Origin of the sequence: Undibacterium sp., from assembly GCF_030683615.1 — a bacterium.
GTDB classification, from domain to species: Bacteria; Pseudomonadota; Gammaproteobacteria; order Burkholderiales; family Burkholderiaceae_D; genus Undibacterium; species Undibacterium umbellatum.
Window position 1 is genome coordinate 122,290 of sequence record NZ_JAUXQE010000038.1, and the last position, 15,935, is coordinate 138,224.

14 protein-coding genes are annotated in these 15,935 nt (G+C 50.8%); 7 read left to right on the plus strand and 7 right to left on the minus strand.

Going from position 1 to position 15,935, the window contains the following annotated elements:
* Nucleotides 1-160: 160 nt before the first annotated feature.
* The 3 genes from Q8K39_RS21565 to Q8K39_RS21575 all read right to left on the minus strand — a co-directional run bounded on the left by Q8K39_RS21565 (nt 161) and on the right by Q8K39_RS21575 (nt 2,886).
* Nucleotides 161-1,165 (minus strand): class I SAM-dependent methyltransferase, encoded by a 1,005-nt coding sequence (locus Q8K39_RS21565; protein WP_305263252.1) that lies wholly within the window; start codon nt 1,163-1,165, stop codon nt 161-163.
* Nucleotides 1,166-1,243: 78 nt separating this feature from the next.
* The gene (locus tag Q8K39_RS21570) at nt 1,244-2,026 is read right to left on the minus strand and encodes a cephalosporin hydroxylase family protein (RefSeq protein ID WP_305263253.1); all 783 of its coding nucleotides are present in this window, start codon (nt 2,024-2,026) and stop codon (nt 1,244-1,246) included.
* Nucleotides 2,023-2,886, minus strand: a complete 864-nt coding sequence (locus tag Q8K39_RS21575) for an NAD(P)-dependent oxidoreductase (RefSeq protein ID WP_305263254.1) — start codon at nt 2,884-2,886, stop codon at nt 2,023-2,025. The genes Q8K39_RS21570 and Q8K39_RS21575 overlap by 4 nt, the downstream gene beginning before the upstream one ends.
* 185 nt (nt 2,887-3,071) lie before the next feature.
* Between Q8K39_RS21575 and Q8K39_RS21580 the strand changes: the two genes are divergently transcribed.
* Nucleotides 3,072-3,704: an ATP-binding cassette domain-containing protein gene (locus tag Q8K39_RS21580; RefSeq protein WP_305263255.1), complete on the plus strand. Its 633-nt coding sequence runs from the start codon at nt 3,072-3,074 to the stop codon at nt 3,702-3,704.
* Between the two features lie 27 nt (nt 3,705-3,731).
* On the opposite strand, the gene Q8K39_RS21585 is transcribed toward Q8K39_RS21580, so the two are convergent.
* From Q8K39_RS21585 to Q8K39_RS21595, 3 genes are all read right to left on the minus strand, one after another.
* Complete coding sequence (locus Q8K39_RS21585; protein ID WP_305263256.1) at nt 3,732-4,415, minus strand: ABC transporter substrate-binding protein; 684 nt, start codon at nt 4,413-4,415, stop codon at nt 3,732-3,734.
* Nucleotides 4,416-4,686: 271 nt separating this feature from the next.
* Nucleotides 4,687-6,750, minus strand: a complete 2,064-nt coding sequence (locus Q8K39_RS21590) for an EAL domain-containing protein (RefSeq protein ID WP_305263257.1) — start codon at nt 6,748-6,750, stop codon at nt 4,687-4,689.
* Between the two features lie 3 nt (nt 6,751-6,753).
* A complete protein-coding gene (locus tag Q8K39_RS21595; protein ID WP_305263258.1) occupies nt 6,754-7,911 on the minus strand; it encodes an FIST signal transduction protein in 1,158 nt (385 codons plus the stop codon).
* 486 nt (nt 7,912-8,397) lie between these two features.
* Here Q8K39_RS21595 and Q8K39_RS21600 point away from each other — a divergent pair, with 486 nt between their 5' ends.
* The 5 genes from Q8K39_RS21600 (at nt 8,398) to Q8K39_RS21620 (ending at nt 14,287) form a co-directional block, all read left to right on the plus strand.
* On the plus strand, nt 8,398-9,669 hold the full coding sequence (locus tag Q8K39_RS21600) for an O-acetylhomoserine aminocarboxypropyltransferase/cysteine synthase family protein (RefSeq protein WP_305263259.1): 1,272 nt from the start codon (nt 8,398-8,400) through the stop codon (nt 9,667-9,669).
* A 313-nt stretch (nt 9,670-9,982) separates the two neighbouring features.
* On the plus strand, nt 9,983-10,459 hold the full coding sequence (locus Q8K39_RS21605; protein WP_305263260.1) for a rhodanese-like domain-containing protein: 477 nt from the start codon (nt 9,983-9,985) through the stop codon (nt 10,457-10,459).
* 38 nt (nt 10,460-10,497) lie between these two features.
* Nucleotides 10,498-11,454: a serine O-acetyltransferase EpsC gene (gene epsC, locus Q8K39_RS21610; RefSeq protein ID WP_305263261.1), complete on the plus strand. Its 957-nt coding sequence runs from the start codon at nt 10,498-10,500 to the stop codon at nt 11,452-11,454.
* A gap of 102 nt (nt 11,455-11,556) precedes the next feature.
* Entirely contained in the window at nt 11,557-12,498 is a 942-nt protein-coding gene (locus Q8K39_RS21615; protein WP_305263262.1) for a family 2A encapsulin nanocompartment shell protein, read from the plus strand.
* On the plus strand, nt 12,473-14,287 hold the full coding sequence (locus tag Q8K39_RS21620; RefSeq protein WP_305263263.1) for a family 2A encapsulin nanocompartment cargo protein cysteine desulfurase: 1,815 nt from the start codon (nt 12,473-12,475) through the stop codon (nt 14,285-14,287). The genes Q8K39_RS21615 and Q8K39_RS21620 overlap by 26 nt, the downstream gene beginning before the upstream one ends.
* A gap of 66 nt (nt 14,288-14,353) precedes the next feature.
* Here the strand turns inward: Q8K39_RS21620 and Q8K39_RS21625 are convergent, their stop codons facing one another.
* Nucleotides 14,354-14,935 (minus strand): TetR/AcrR family transcriptional regulator, encoded by a 582-nt coding sequence (locus tag Q8K39_RS21625; RefSeq protein ID WP_305263264.1) that lies wholly within the window; start codon nt 14,933-14,935, stop codon nt 14,354-14,356.
* Between the two features lie 133 nt (nt 14,936-15,068).
* On the opposite strand from Q8K39_RS21625, the gene Q8K39_RS21630 reads away from it, so the two are divergent.
* Entirely contained in the window at nt 15,069-15,890 is an 822-nt protein-coding gene (locus Q8K39_RS21630; protein ID WP_305263265.1) for an alpha/beta fold hydrolase, read from the plus strand.
* Nucleotides 15,891-15,935 lie beyond the last annotated feature (45 nt).

The window sequence follows — 15,935 nt, forward strand, 5'->3', positions numbered from 1 at the left end:
CATGATCATCGGCCATGCAGAAAAAAACTGGTACATTTGGCGCAAACACTTTGAGCAGCGTGAATTTATTGGGAGGCAGTGATAGTCAGTCACTGGTGACTCTGGGTTGGGAAAGGGCAGGCGGAGGAAAAGTCACTTTGCCATTTCCTTGCTTAGTCAATCATAAGCACATGATATCTACGCCGTTTATGCCTCTGGCACGTATTTCATCGACAATTTCTGACTGGTAGTTGGGGTTGGATATCAGCAGCAAATCGCCCGGTTTTGCAGCTGCAAAAAAAGCTTCCTTGCTTTGAATTTGTACGTGTGAGCCTGGTAGAAATTTTCCGCATTTCTGGGGATTGACATCAACGGCAAAGCCAGTCTGCGCGATGAGTTTTCCCTGGTTCATGCAGTGCACGAGGAACATGCATCCCTTCGTCGCAGCGCCCCAGATGTAGAGTTTGCTGTCTGCTGCGAGTCGTTCTTCTATGGCGCTTATCTTTTCTTTGAGTTGCGGGAAAAGATGTTCAAAATCCAGATCTTTCCATTCGCCGTTTTCATACAGATAGGCAAACTGTGTTGATACTGCATTGATGTCAGCAATGGCATACTGGTATTGTCCATTGAAGCATAAGCCTGTTTTTCTGACGGCTTGATCAAATAATGCCAGCAAGGCATTTTTTGAAAAGTAGTTAACATGCTCGTAGGTGATGTCGAAGAATGCCTGGTTGTCCAGGATCCAGTCATAGCTGGGCACTTCTATGTAAATGGCGGCATTGCCAAATACCTGTTTAAGCATCATCAAAAATGCATGCGGTGCCTTGATGTGTTCCAGCACGTGGCGCAACACCACGATATCTGCCTGGATGTTGTCATCTGCTGACAGATATCTTTTTTGTATGCGGGGATTGCTCCCTTCATAGGTGGCGTCATAACCAGATGCGACGAAATGCCCATCAGCCTGGGCAAGCTCAACAAAGTCCCCCTTGCCGCAACCAACTTCAACCAGGACACTGGACGGCGGAAATTCTGCCTTCAAGATGTCCAGCACATTTCTCATGTGCGCCTGAAACAAGCCAGAGTGTGCCTGACTGTTTTGATAGTTGTCGTCGTAGGTAGCGAGCCTGGTGTCAAATGCGGCGTTCTCAACAAAGCCCAGGGCTTCGTTCAGGCTCAGCCGCATTTCCCCAAACTTTTCTTCGCCCTCAATCGAGGAAAGAGGGCTGTTCGGGACGGTAGGTAGGAGTAGCTTGCCCATGCATTAAACGCGCTTGAGAAAGCCATCCGGTGCTACGGTGATCAACAATTGATTTTCAATCTCTTTATCGATGATGAAATTCAGTTGTCCGTCATCCCGGCCCGTGGCATTGCTCGCCTCTAGTTGTTTCAAGTATTCCCACACGGCGGTTTTGGGATTGTTGGATTTGCCCCATGGCCTGACTGGGCCGCTACCGGCAGGCAAGTCTTCAATAATGGTATCAAACACGACGCAATAACTACCTTTGCTGACCAGTGGCGCATACAGCTTGAGTTCTTCCAGTACGTGATCATGGGTGTGATTACTGTCCAGGCAAACCAGGATTTTTTTATAACCTGCGGCAAACTTGTGCACGGATTCCACAATGTCGGCTGCGATGCTGGAGCCTTGTATCATCTCTATCCTTTTGGACATGGGATGCTCAAGGATGGCCTGGCGATTGTGATCGCGTATATCGATATCGATGCCCAGAACCTTGGCATCAGGATTGCCGCCGCATAGTGCGATCAGTTCAAGTATGCTGGCGCTAAAGATCAGTGAGCCGCCACGCGCGATGCCGGTTTCGATGACCAGGTCGGGCTGTATATTCCACAGCAATTGCTGCAGGCCTATCATGTCTTGCGGATGCTGGATAATGGGACGACCCAGCCATTCGAAATGGTAGGAATATTTATGCTCTGCGGCGGTGGAAATCCACTGATTGGTCAATTCTTTTAGTTCAGTGTTGGTACCCTGCTGTGCGACTTCTGCCTGGCACTCCGCTTTGAAATTTTCATGTTCAGTCATTTTATTTCCTTGTTATTGATACCCCAGAATGCCATAGGCTCATAGTCAGGGTAGGGGTAGTAGCCCAGGTTGAGGTGTATGGAGGCACCCCGTTCTTTGATTCTTTCTTCGACCAGCCGCCTGATGGAAATGGCCTCGCCGCTGCAGACATTAAAGACACCATCTTCGCGAGATTTAAATATGTCCAATAGTTGTTGTGCTACTGCTTCCACCGGCAGATAGTCACGCAACTGCTCGCCGCCACTCATATTGAAAACGCTGTCGCCGTTGGCAATGGCGGTATCAAGTTGTGCCAGTATGGACTTGGGATTTTGGCCCTGGCCATACATATAGAACAGCCGCGCCCATTGCAGCATGAAGCTGGATTCTGCCTGCAAATGGCCCAGGAATTGGCGCAGGCTGTCTTTGGCCAGCGCATAGGGGTTGGCAGGCATGGGCATGGCGGTGGCAGCAATGGGGCCATATTGAAAGCCATATTCAAAGCAAGTGCCTGTCACCAGCACATTTGCCACGCCAGCCTTGACCAGTTGTTTAATAAAAGCGTAATTCCTGGGAAGATTTTCTTCCAGATGAAAAAGCGATTTATAGTTGGGCAAGCCTTGCCAGGCCAGGTGGATCAGGCTGGCACCTGCCTCAGGTTGAAAGTTCAGGGTGCTTTGATGAAAATCCAGGCTGATGAATTTGACTTTGTCATACCAGGCAAAGCTGCGAGCCTTTTGCTCGTCCCTGGCTATAGCCACCACCTCGTAATTTTCTTCCAGTAGCAGGGGGATTAAATGCTGTCCAATAAAGCCAGTCGCACCACTCACGATAAGCTGGCGACAGTCGGTCTTGCTTTCACGCCTTTCGTTGAGTGTCATGTTGTGCTTTTGTAATTTGTTTAACGATGGCTAAGTATTTTACTTTGTCGTGGCTGCTCTGTATATGTGGCGGCAATCTGGGCCAATTCTTCAGAAGTAAGTCGCTATTGCATTTTTTTGAGCCTGCCTGGGAGTGGGAGTGAAAAACCTCTGTAAAATCACAAAAATTTTACTGGAATTTTGCAATGGAAAATCACTCTGCCGCGCTACTGCAGGCACGTCATCTCAGTTTTTCTTATCCTGGGCAGGTCTTGTTCAGTGACTGGTCTGGCGATATCGTTTCAGGTATTAATCTGGTGCGTGGTGGCGACGGTCGCGGCAAGACCAGTTTGCTGCAATTGCTGGCAGGTGATTTGCAGGCGCAAAGTGGGCAGTTACAGATACAGGGCATCTGCTTGCATGAACAGCCAGTGCTGTATCGTCGTCAAGTGTTTTGGGTAGACCCGCGCACAGATGTTTTTGATCAGAATAGCGTTGAAGACTATTTTGTCAGCGTGCGTGGCAACTATCCTCAATTTGATGAAGCCAAGCTGGAAAGCGCCATCGAAGGCTTGGCACTGACGCCGCATCTGCACAAGAATTTTTATATGCTATCAACTGGTAGCAAACGCAAGGTCTGGCTGGCAGCCGCCTTTGCCGCAGGTGCAAGTATCAATTTACTAGATGATCCCTTTGCCGCGCTGGACAAGACATCGATAGACTTTATCGTCAATACTCTCAAGCAACAGGCGCAAGATCCCTCCCGCGCCTGGGTACTTGCCATGTACGTCACGCCGCCAGGCTTGCCCTTGTCTGGCCTGATTGAGCTTGGTGACTGATCTGTTGTTCGGTGCCACAATATAGTGCTATTCGTTTTGTTTCCATTCAGCCATGACACTGGTTTGAATATTTTCTATGACTTTGTCTTTTTGCATTTTCTGTAAAACTGTTGTCAGTGCAGGGACTAAAGCCTCGTGCTTTTTATTTAAGTAATGGAAAACCGGGAAGGTAGCCAGTGGTGGTGAGAGCACGGTGATGTCGCCCTGCTTTAATTCACTCAGGGCAGCCAGGCCCGATATACGGTTTGCCACGACGATGTCAGAACGCCCCAACAGCATTTTTTGAAATGCCTGGCGCACCGTGGGCGCGGGCACCAGTTTCATACCTATGGTGTTTTGCTCAATAATTTTAATACCTTTGACAAAGCCTATCGAGTACGGGCGCAAGCTTTCCCAGCCTGCAACGACAAAATTGGTACCATAGGTAAAAATCACGATTTCATAAGTCAGCAGGGGGACTGGCACGATGACGAGATTGGGGTAGTCCCTTTCCATGCCCAGTTTCCTGTACAGCTCGGCATCCATTTCACCATTGTTGGCGCTACGCAAAGAGCGCTCACCAGGCAAATAATGCAGGTTGAAATTCATCCCCAGTTTGCGATAGGCTGCTTCCATTACTTTTTCTGCAATGCTGGTGGCCGGATCTTTTTCTATCAGGGTAGAAATTTGCAAGGCCATGCTTTGCCGTGCGAAGGCAGGCAAACGAGGCATGGCAAGCTGGCAAGTTTCAAGAGTGTACGTCTTTGCATGATGGTCCCCTATTTTCTGCTGACGGGAGTTCAACAAATTAAGAATAGACCTGATTTGCATAAACAGCACTCATGTTTTAAAAAAAAACTGATCAGCTTGATTACAAGTCAGGAAGCATGCTTAGACACTTCCGCTGGCAAATCGATGAATGAGTGTTTTCGCAAAGGCAAGTAGCGGCAATGCAGAGTGCCTGCTTGCCAATTTTCCGACAGCCGGAATCATCACTCATGTGCTAGGGAAGACTCCCGTTCGATTGCCGCCTGTCCTTGACGATGGAGAACTGTTTGCTTTGAATTTCGAGATACAGTCGCCGGTTTTCATCAGCGAGTTCTTTATGCATGAAGGCTTCACTAATATGGTGCTTTAGCTGCACATCATCCCATGGTTTGGTCATGAATTGATAGATAGCGCCTTCATTGACGGCATTGATCACAGAGCTCAGGTCCGCACTGCCAGATAACATGATGCGCACTGACTCTGGATATTTATTCTTGACGAAATGTACAAATTCTACGCCAGACATCCCTGGCATGTTTTGGTCAGAAACGATCACATCAACCTGGTGTTGGGCAAGCAACTCTATGCCGACCTGACCGCTGACGGCAGTGAGGATATGATAATTATCGTTTCTGAGCAAATACTTGAAAGCCGCGAGGATATTGACGTCGTCATCTACCAGTAGCACGGTACGGGCATGATTTGAGAAATATAATAGACGATGAGGTAGTTGTTTTTTCTTCCGCAAAAGGTGTTCGACCTCTTCCTTGGGTAAGCCTCTGGAAAACAAGAAACCCTGAATCTCGTCGCACTGATTGTGGCGCAAGAACTTGCACTGGGCTTCCGTTTCTACGCCTTCGGCAATTACATGCATGCCCAGGCTGTGTGCCATGGAAATGATTGCCTTGACGATGGCGGCATCATCTGATTTTTCGATGTCCCGCACAAATGACTGATCTATTTTGAGCACGTCGATAGGGAAACGTTTCAGGTAGGACAGGCTGGAGTACCCTGTGCCAAAGTCATCTATTGAAAGTTGTACGCCAAGTGCTTTGAGACCTCGCAATATGTCGATAGAGCGTTCGACGTCAGTCATGACCAGGCTCTCGGTCAATTCGATTTCCAGATATTCGGGATCAAGCCCGGTCTGCGTCAATACCTCACTCACGAAATGCAATAGATCTGCCTGGCCGAACTGGCGTACCGATAAGTTGACGGCAATGCGGAACTTGCCTATTCCCTGATCATGCCAGGCTTTGCACTGTGCGCATGCCGTTCGTATGACCCAGGCCCCGATAGGTATTATCAACCCCGTTTCTTCTGCGAGCCCAATAAAATGGCCAGGAGAGACCATGCCTATGTCAGGCTGGTTCCAGCGCACCAGCGCCTCCAGCCCCACGATGTGACCGGTGCGCAAATCAACTTGCGGCTGGTAGTGCAAGACGAACTCTTCGCGTTCGAGTGCCAACCGGAGCCTGCTTTGCATGGTCAGTTTCTCATTCAGCCTGGTACTCAGATCCGAAGTGTAGAATTGATAAATGTTACGACCTAATTGCTTGGCACTGCTCAGTGCTGCATTGGCATTCATCAATAAAGTGTCTGGGTCATTGCCATCCTGCGGATACTGGCTTACCCCGACACTGCATGTGACTTCAAGCTCTTGCTGTGCCAGGACCATAGGTCTGGACACTGCTGCCAATATTCGCTGCAAGATCTCGATAAGATGTGGGTAGAAAGTGATGCTGCCTTGTTCCTTGCTACGATTATCATCATGCGGGTATGTCTCATTTTGCTCAGTCAATACCAAAGCAAACTCATCTCCGCCCAGTCTGGCGACTGTGTCGCCACCGCGCACGCAGGCACTGAGCCGGTCGGCGATTATTCTTAGTAATTCATTCCCAACTGAGGGGCCGAGGCTATCATTGATTACTTTAAAGTGATCCAGTCCAAGAGTCACAATGACCAGTTGATGTTGATGCCGCTGCGCATTGGCGAGTGCATGCTTGAGCCGGTCATGTAAAAGATTCCGGTTTACCAGGCCAGTCAGTTCATCATAATTTGTCAGGTACATCAGTTGCGATTCAGCACTCTGCCGGCTTTTTAATTCCTCAGCGAGCAACTGGTTTTGCGCCAGCATTTCTTGCGATGCGATGTCCAGAGAGCGCTCAGTCATCGCCCTGTCGATGTCGGCCTGATGGTAGGTCATATCAATGGCCTCGATCAGTTTTTTCAGCTCGTCAGGCAGCCTGGACGCATCGCCAAAGAATCGATTGATCTGACGCCTGAGCAAACTATGCATAGCTTAAATCTCGAGGAGCGTGGTGATGGTCATGGTTTGATTATGCAGTTCGCAAGGGCCACCAGACATATGCGGCGATATCTCTCCATAGGAATAGAAGCCGGTTAGCAAGGTTTCTGCGCCCAGCATTTCACCAACGGCTTCGACTTCCTCTTCTATTCTTTGCTTGAGCACCAGCTTGCGTCCAACACAACTGATCAACAAGGCAAGTTCGGCAGGACGGTCTTCCAAGGTGCTACGGGAAATGCTCGCTGCGCCACTCGCACCATCGATCAGTCGTTCAAAATTGGCTTTCATTAAACGGGCGTAGGCACCTTCGGGCATATCACCCGCAAAGGTCATGCTTTGCTCTGCTTCGTCGACTGCGAGTATGGTGCGCACGACGCCACCGTTGCCGTTGGATTCATTCCCCTGTTGCCAGGCATTGCGCAAAGAAAGGGGGAATAGCAAGGCTGTCGATGGCAGGCCTGCTGCATGCTCGCCAAGATAGTTCTTATATAATTCGAGAGCGGGTTTGCCGTCGAGGTCGTACAGCACATTCCCTTTTGAACGTGTAATTTTTCTATCGGGACCAAACGTATCCCAACCACCCACTGAGCCATAGCCGATCTTGAGTCGCTGCCCATACAAACCAACTGCCACGATCTGTCCCTCTGCAGGAATATCGTTGGCACATACCAGAGTCTTTTGGAAATTTGCCCCATCTGCGGAAAGTCCGCCTGTCACCTCAACATGTGATGGCAAATCTGCTTTGAGGCCGCGCACCAATTCCGTGCCATTCACTTTCAGACCATCTGAAAAAATCAATACATGCTGCAGGTCTGTTACTGGCAAGGCTTCGATCAATGATTGACCTGCCGCGAAACTGTGTGCAGCTTCGTGAATTTCCACCTTTGAAAAACGCAAGTGGGTGTGTTCGAAATCTATGATCGTGACGACGACAGTGTCATCGCTCACCGTTGTGCCGTGAATCTCTCCTGCCGTCGAACAACCAGCAATGATCGCGTCTGGAAATGCCTTGCGTAGTGGCAGAAAGTAAGCAGAATCAGATAGCAGGGCAGTGCTGCCAAAGAATAAAATCAACTGGCCTGTACCAGTGCGAAGATGGGGAGGGAAATGAGGAATTTGCCCATCAGGAAAAACACATTGTGACACTTGCATGGCTTTCTCCTATTTGCCCCGTTAAATGGTCAACAAATGATCAACGGGATTTACCCAACATCAACTCTGCTGCATTGCAGCGTCTGGCATCTAAAAAAGACTGCCTTCGTCCCAACGCTTTGCTGTGAGTATGCATGCTCAGTTCTGCCTGATTAATTCTATTCCACATATTGTTAAATTGAAAGATTAAGTACGATTTACATTTTAGTCTGTCGGTTTCAGGTGCCTTTTTGTGAATCAAATCAGGTGTGATGCTGCCCTGGTGTTGCAGGCGAGCCATCTTGATTTTTCACAAATATCCAGGGAGGATCTGCATGATTGATATTATTTCTGCAATATAATCGTTTTTTCTATCATTTGTAGAGCGTCCCAGGCCCAGGACTGGGCACTAGGCGTTTACCGGATAAGTAAAGTCGAAATGCTTCCTTGTGATTTACTGGCTGCATTTTTATGATCAATGTTGGTTAACTAAACTGAAGGATTGTAATGAAGCTGGAAACTATTGCCGTACATGGTGGCTATACGCCCGACCCGACCACGCGCGCTGTCGCCGTGCCTATTTACCAGACTGTCGCCTATGCCTTTGATAATACCCAGCATGGCGCTGACCTGTTTGATCTCAAGGTACAAGGCAACATCTATAGCCGTATCATGAATCCTACTAATGATGTACTGGAAAAACGCGTGGCAGAGCTGGAAGGTGGCATCGCTGGCCTGGCACTTGCATCCGGCCAGGCTGCGATTACCTATGCGATACAAACCATTGCTGAGGCGGGTGACAATATTGTTTCTGCGTCGACCTTGTATGGCGGCACTTACAACCTGTTCGCCCACACACTGCCGCAGTTTGGCATAGAGACGCGCTTCGCTGATTACCGCGATCCCGAATCCTTTGCCAAGCTGATTGATGGTAAAACCAAGGCTGTGTTTGTCGAGTCTATCGGTAATCCGCTCGGCAATATCACTGATATCGAAGCGATTGCCAAGGTCGCCCACAGACATGGTGTGCCGCTGATTGTTGATAACACCGTGCCTTCACCTTATCTCTTGCGCCCCATAGAATTCGGTGCCGACATTGTGGTCCATTCATTGACTAAATACCTGGGTGGTCATGGCAATTCCATAGGCGGCATCATCGTTGATTCTGGCAAGTTCCCCTGGGCCGAACATAAAGAACGATTCAAACGTCTGAATGAGCCTGATGTCTCTTATCATGGCGTGGTGTATACCGAAGCTCTGGGTGCCGCCGCCTACATAGGCCGTGCCCGTGTTGTGCCACTGCGCAATACCGGTGCGGCCCTGTCCCCCTTCAATGCCTTCCTGATCTTGCAGGGCATAGAAACCCTGGCTTTGCGCATGGACAGAATTACAGATAACACCATCAAGATTGCCCATTATCTGGACAAGCATGCCAAAGTGAAATGGGTTAACTACGCTGGCCTGCCTGAACACAAGGATCACGCGCTGGCGCAAAAATACCTGGGCGGCAAGCCTTCCGGCATTTTGACCTTTGGGCTGGAAGGTGGGCGCGATGCGGGTGGGCGCTTCCAGGATGCATTGCAGTTATTCACCCGTCTGGTGAATATCGGTGATGCCAAATCGCTGGCATGCCATCCAGCCAGCACTACTCACCGTCAATTGAATCCTGAGGAACTGGCAAAGGCGGGCGTCACTGAAGATACCGTGCGTTTGTCGATAGGCATAGAGCATATTGACGACTTGATCGCAGACCTTGAACAGGCACTCGCGGCTGCCTGAACGCTCTGGCTCAGCATTCCTTGCTGAGCTTGTATCCCCAATGCGGGTGGCACGCAATCGCTTGTGTCCACCTGCGATCATTCAAAATGAACCGAGTCTGGCATAGGCTATGGAAGTACCGCCTATGCAGATATCCATCCTGGATGCTCACGTGGTTTTGATTATTTTTTGTGTCACCACGTCGATTCTCTCCACGCACATCATTGCATATGCGAATTCCAGATAATTAACTTCAATTTAATTCGTTTTCTGCCTTAGGTAATTTCTGTACATTCAATCTCTGTGACGAAAAACATCAATACAGAGAATTTGTATGACAGCTTCCCCATCAAATCAAACCGTAACTGACCATTCCCTGCTTGCTGCGGCTCGCCAGCGAGCCAAAGATGCAGGCTTGCCTTTTGCCGGTAGTGTTTGTCCCATCGATGCCTGGGCGTTGCTGCAGCAAGGCTTGGCCGTGATTGTCGATGTGCGCACGAACGAGGAGCGCAAGTTCGTCGGTCATTTGCCAGAAAGCCTGCATGTTGCCTGGGCGACAGGCACGGCCCTTACACGCAATCCCCGCTTTGTCAAAGAACTCGAAGGCAAGCTTAAGGACAATCAGGCCGTGGTCTTGCTGCTTTGTCGCAGCGGTAAACGCTCAGCACTGGCTGCTGAGGCAGCCAGCAAGGCGGGATTGCCAAATGTCTTCAATATAGAGCAGGGTTTTGAAGGCGATCTGGATGAGGCACAACAGCGCGGGCATAGTGGTGGCTGGCGTTTCCACAAACTGCCCTGGGTGCAGGACTAAACCATAGACAGAATTTGCAAATCATAAGGCAGGCCATCATGGGACAAGCATTGCAACAGACTAAAGAGATACGCGCTTCTCTGTTCGGTATAGAGCAGGTCGTCAGCGAGCTGGCAGTTGTGCGTCACGCATGGCGGCGTCGCCAGCAAAGATCAGCCGAACCTGGCGGTCGTGAATTGCCATCGCGTGATGCGCTGGCAAAAATCCTCAATGATTTGCGCGGGGCTCTATTCCCCATGCGCCTGGGGCCGCCAGAACTGCGGCAAGAGAGTGAAGATTTTTATGTAGGCCATACGCTCGATACGGTCCTGCATTCTTTGTTGAGCCAGGTCAGGCTGGAACTCAGTTACGCTTCGCGTTATCACGAAGAAGAAGGCCTGCATATCGATGACCGGGCGCTGACGATAGTGCGTGAATTTTCCCGCGCTCTGCCAGGAATACGCTCACTGTTGGACAGTGATGTGATTTCGGCCTACCAGGGTGACCCGGCAGCGCGCACCGTCGATGAAGTCTTGCTATGCTACCCCGGCATACTGGCCATGATACATCACCGCATTGCCCATCAACTATATCAGCTAGGTGTGCCGCTGCTGGCACGCATTGTTGCCGAGATTGCTCATGGTCAGACAGGTATAGACATACACCCCGGTGCCAGTATAGGCGCAGGCTTTTTCATTGATCATGGGACTGGTGTGGTGATCGGTGAAACTGCCGTCATCGGCCAGCGTGTACGTATTTATCAGACCGTCACGCTGGGGGCAAAACGCTTCCCCAGCGATGATGACGGCAAGTTGCAAAAAGGTTTGCCGCGTCACCCCATCGTTGAAGATGATGTGGTCATCTATGCCGGTGCAACCGTACTGGGCCGCGTCACCATAGGCCGCGGTGCCATCGTTGGCGGCAATGTCTGGGTCACCAGCGATGTGGCGCCAGGCAGCCATGTGAGCCAGGCCAGTTTGCGGCACGAACAGCAAAATCCCGTTTCTTTGGTTTGAATAAGTGAGCTTCAAGTGAACAGCCGTGAGCTACATAACACGGCTGCTTATCCCCGCACGCCTGTTCATTTTTTTATGCACTGACTTTTATGGAGTGAAGCAATGACTGATGTAAGTAATGAAGCGACTGCAGGTAATTTCGCCCTGAGCGATAACGCCGCCAGACAGCTAGCGAATGCCACCAAGACCGTCCCACAGTTATCCACCATCTCGCCACGCTGGTTGGTGCATCTGCTGCAATGGTTGCCTGTCGAGGCAGGTATATACCGCCTCAACAAAGTAAAGAATCCCAAGGATGTGCGCGTAGCATGTTCGCAGCGTGATGAATCTGAATTGCCACAAACCTTTGTCGATTACGACGAACAGCCACGCGAATATTTCCTCAATGCCGTAGCCACTGTGCTGGACGTGCACACGCGTATCTCTGATCTCTACAGCAGCCCGCATGACCAGATCAAGGAGCAATTACGCCTGACGGTAGAAACCATCAAGGAACGCCAGGAAAGCGAACTCATCAATAATCCTGACTACGGTCTGCTGGCAAATGTGCATGACGATCAACGCATCTCTACCCTGACAGGTGCACCTACACCGGATGATCTCGATGATTTGCTGACCAAGGTCTGGAAAGAGCCAGGTTTCTTCCTTGCACACCCATTGGCGATTGCCGCTTTTGGCCGTGAATGCACACGCCGTGGCGTGCCGCCACCAACAGTCAGCCTGTTCGGTTCGCAATTTCTGACATGGCGCGGTGTACCACTGGTACCGTCTGACAAATTGCCTATCGAAGATGGCAAGACAAAAATCATCCTGTTGCGCGTGGGTGAAAAACGTCAGGGTGTAGTTGGCTTGTTCCAGCCTGGTCTGGCGGGTGAACAAAGCCCTGGTTTGTCCGTGCGCTTCATGGGCATCAGCCGCAATGCGATTGCCTCTTACCTCATCTCCCTGTACTGCTCGCTGGCGGTGCTGACAGATGATGCAGTGGCTGTTCTCGATGACGTAGAGATAGGTAAATATCATGACTATCCTGACACCTACAAATAATACTGGCGCGGCAAATTCGGGTTTGCCAGATGAAGCCGCACTGAACCGCATGGCATCAGAATTTTTTGCCCTCGTACCAGGTGCGGCGCAAGCGGCTGCGCAATTCTTGCCGGGCTTTAGCCAGGGCAATACACCCGAAGCGCCACCGTCGGCGCGCACTCCTGTGCACGATAGCAGTTCGGCACAAAGTAAGCCTTCTGTCTCTGCCAGTGGCGTGCCACAAAATGCTGGTAGCAGCATTGCACCATCACGCCCGCAAGCGGGTGGTGCCAGTTCCAGCACGCCCTATTATTTTGTCGGGCAAGAGCATGGCTATCCCATTGCTGACAATAGTCTGGACAGCCTGGCGGCACAGGGAACAGGAAAGCAATCCGGGGCCAGTGCTTTCAACGTACCGGGGCAAGAGCAATTGCAACGCATACTGGGCGAGCTATATCCAGCTACGTCGGCCACGTCTGCACCTGCACAACAAGCCGGTGGCAGTGCTACACAGCCAGCTTATTATTTCCAGCAAGGCGAGCAAGACTATTGGGATCAGGCACCTCGAGCCGCTAATCCATCCTTGGCAGCACCTTTTGACATCAATGCCGTGCGCAGGGATTTTCCTATTCTGGCTGAGCGTGTCAATGGCAAGCAACTGGTGTGGTTTGACAATGCTGCGACCACGCAAAAGCCGCAGTCGGTGATAGACCGCATCAGTTATTTCTATGAGCATGAGAATTCAAATATACACAGAGCGGCACATGAACTGGCCGCACGTGCCAGCGATGCTTATGAATCGGCACGTAAAAAGGTAGCCAGGTTTCTTGGTGCTGCCAGCGAACAGGAAATCATCTTCGTTCGTGGTGCGACGGAAGGTATCAACCTGGTAGCGCAAACCTTTGGCAAGAAGTTCATAGGAGCGGGTGATGAGATCATCGTTTCCCATCTTGAACACCATGCCAATATCGTGCCCTGGCAACAACTGGCGGTGGAGAAGGGCGCTGTCATACGTGTGATTCCTGTGGACGACAGTGGCCAGGTCTTGCTCGACGAATACCGCAAGCTCTTGAACAGCAAAACCCGTCTGGTGGCGGTAACGCAAGTGTCAAATGCCCTGGGTACAATCGCCCCTGTGCATGAAATCACAGCCCTGGCGCATGCTGTTGGTGCTCGCGTGTTGATAGACGGGGCGCAAGCCGTGTCACATCTGCGTGTGAATGTGCAGGCGCTGGATGCTGACTTCTATGTTTTCTCAGGGCACAAGGTATTCGGCCCGACTGGCATAGGCGTCGTGTATGGCAAGAAGGCCTTGCTGGAACAATTGCCGCCATGGCAGGGTGGTGGCAATATGATTGCGGATGTGACTTTCGAGCACACCCGTTATCAGCCAGCACCAGCACGCTTTGAAGCAGGTACTGGCAATATTGCCGATGCAGTTGGTTTGGGCGCTGCGATTGATTATGTCGAACGCATAGGTTTGGAAAATATCGCCCTTTACGAACATGCCTTGCTGGAATATGCAACGCATGGGCTGAAGAGCATACCAGGAGTGCGCCTGATTGGTACGGCACATGAAAAGGCCAGCGTTGCATCCTTTGTGCTGGCCGGTTATGAGACTGCAGAAGTGGGCAAGGCGCTTAATGATGAAGGGATAGCGGTACGATCCGGCCATCATTGTGCGCAACCCATTTTGCGTCGTTTCGGCGTAGAAGCAACGGTGCGGCCTTCGTTTGCTTTCTATAATACTTGCGAAGAGATAGACCGCTTTCTGGCTGTGGTACGCAGGCTCTCAAATAATCGTAAGTGAAGTAATAAAGTGAAGTAAATTGTTTTAACGCATCACCTGCCCCTCAGCAATAAGGGGCAGGATTTTTTATTTCTGTACCGCCTTCAATACAAAATCACTGGTATCACGCAGTACGGTCTTGGATTTGGCTGGGCTATCCATCAAGCGCGATAACAACAGCCCACCTATCAATGAGGACAAGACGCCGTGTGCAGTGCCTGCATCGTCCTTTGCTCCTGATCTACGCAATTGTTTGTTGATCAGTGCCAGCAATTCATCCACTCCTTGCGCCATCACTTCCTTGCTGGAAGCCTCGCCGCGCGCAGTTTCTGCTCCCAGTGCGGCAATCGCACAGCCCTGGCCTGGATGGTCGCTATGTGCCCGGCTCAGATAGGCGTGTACCAGGCTGGCGATGGCTTCCTCATCGCTGGCCAGTTTAGCCTTGCGCGCCAGTTCCGTGCGGGTTGCTTCCAGTGCGGTGGCACAGGCTTCAGCGATCAATGCCTCCTTGGATTCAAAGTGCTTGTAGAAGCCGCCATGCGTGAGGCCAGCTTCTTTCATCAGGTCTGCCACGCCTATGCCATTGATGCCATGCTCTCGATAGAGGTGCGCCGCAGTTTCTATGATGCGTTCCCTGGTCTGCGCAGTTTGTTCACGTGTAGTTCTCATTTTGAATATTTCCCATTTAAAAGCAGGACGTTTGCATTCCAATACATGTTGATCAGTGTTTGACACAAGTTTGTATTTTAGATGATAATCGACATCTTTAAGATTGCAATCATCATCTAATTTGGAGGGTAGTATGAATAGACAAGACAAAGAAGCAATTAACCCCATCATGGACATGATCTTGCAGGCATTTACCAGACCGAAAAAACAGGCAGAAACCGAAGATGACAGAAAGGCGTTGGCACAGGCCAGACCAATCAGCATTCCTCATGCTGGTCAGGAACTGCTTGCCTGGACTTGGGGACAAGGACCGCAGGTCCTGCTCCTTCATGGCTGGGAAAGCCGTGCCAGTCACATGGCGAGTTTTGTCGCCCCTTTGCTGCAAGCCGGCTTTAGCGTGACTGCTCTGGATGCACCTGCACATGGCGCATCGCAAGGAGAAAGCACCAATGTGCTGGCCTATGGTAAGGCCGTGGTCGCAGTGGCTCAGCATTTGGGAGCACTCACAGCCACTATCGCCCATTCCGTAGGTTCAGCCGCCAGCCTGTATGCTTTTGCCCAAGGTGTGCAAGTTCAAGCTAGTGTTCATCTGTGTGGCCCGGCTTCATTGACACGCGTGCTTCAGCAAGCTGCCAGGCTTGGTGGGCTGGATGAAACTGAAAGGAGGGAGTTGGAACAGATGCTGGTGACAAGCATAGGTGCGCCACTGGAAACCATGGATCTGGACCAATTACAGCATGGTATGCGTCATCCTGCCCTGATCATGCATGACCCTGAAGACAAGGAAATGCCGTATGCCGAAAGCCAGGCGCTGGCCGCTGCATGGCCGCAAGCAAAGCTAATAGCAAGTGCGGGAACTGGCCACAGGCGCATCTTGCGTACGCCGGATGCCATTCATGCTGCAGTCAGTTTCATTGTTGAGAGCAGCGCGATAGTTCGCCAGTTGCATTGCTAATCAAGAGTAGCTGTGTTTCAATCACAAGCTGATCATCAGTTGCGT

Excerpts from the sequence above, each read along its gene's own strand:
- Q8K39_RS21565 (WP_305263252.1), bottom strand. The coding sequence starts at position 1,165 with ATGCGGCTGAGCCTGAACGAAGCCCTGGGCTTTGTTGAGAACGCCGCA.
- Q8K39_RS21570 (WP_305263253.1), bottom strand. The coding sequence starts at position 2,026 with ATGACTGAACATGAAAATTTCAAAGCGGAGTGCCAGGCAGAAGTCGCA.
- Q8K39_RS21575 (WP_305263254.1), bottom strand. The coding sequence starts at position 2,886 with ATGACACTCAACGAAAGGCGTGAAAGCAAGACCGACTGTCGCCAGCTT.
- Q8K39_RS21580 (WP_305263255.1), top strand. The coding sequence starts at position 3,072 with ATGGAAAATCACTCTGCCGCGCTACTGCAGGCACGTCATCTCAGTTTT.
- Q8K39_RS21585 (WP_305263256.1), bottom strand. The coding sequence starts at position 4,415 with ATGCCTCGTTTGCCTGCCTTCGCACGGCAAAGCATGGCCTTGCAAATT.
- Q8K39_RS21590 (WP_305263257.1), bottom strand. The coding sequence starts at position 6,750 with ATGCATAGTTTGCTCAGGCGTCAGATCAATCGATTCTTTGGCGATGCG.
- Q8K39_RS21595 (WP_305263258.1), bottom strand. The coding sequence starts at position 7,911 with ATGCAAGTGTCACAATGTGTTTTTCCTGATGGGCAAATTCCTCATTTC.
- Q8K39_RS21600 (WP_305263259.1), top strand. The coding sequence starts at position 8,398 with ATGAAGCTGGAAACTATTGCCGTACATGGTGGCTATACGCCCGACCCG.
- Q8K39_RS21605 (WP_305263260.1), top strand. The coding sequence starts at position 9,983 with ATGACAGCTTCCCCATCAAATCAAACCGTAACTGACCATTCCCTGCTT.
- epsC (WP_305263261.1), top strand. The coding sequence starts at position 10,498 with ATGGGACAAGCATTGCAACAGACTAAAGAGATACGCGCTTCTCTGTTC.
- Q8K39_RS21615 (WP_305263262.1), top strand. The coding sequence starts at position 11,557 with ATGACTGATGTAAGTAATGAAGCGACTGCAGGTAATTTCGCCCTGAGC.
- Q8K39_RS21620 (WP_305263263.1), top strand. The coding sequence starts at position 12,473 with ATGACTATCCTGACACCTACAAATAATACTGGCGCGGCAAATTCGGGT.
- Q8K39_RS21625 (WP_305263264.1), bottom strand. The coding sequence starts at position 14,935 with ATGAGAACTACACGTGAACAAACTGCGCAGACCAGGGAACGCATCATA.
- Q8K39_RS21630 (WP_305263265.1), top strand. The coding sequence starts at position 15,069 with ATGAATAGACAAGACAAAGAAGCAATTAACCCCATCATGGACATGATC.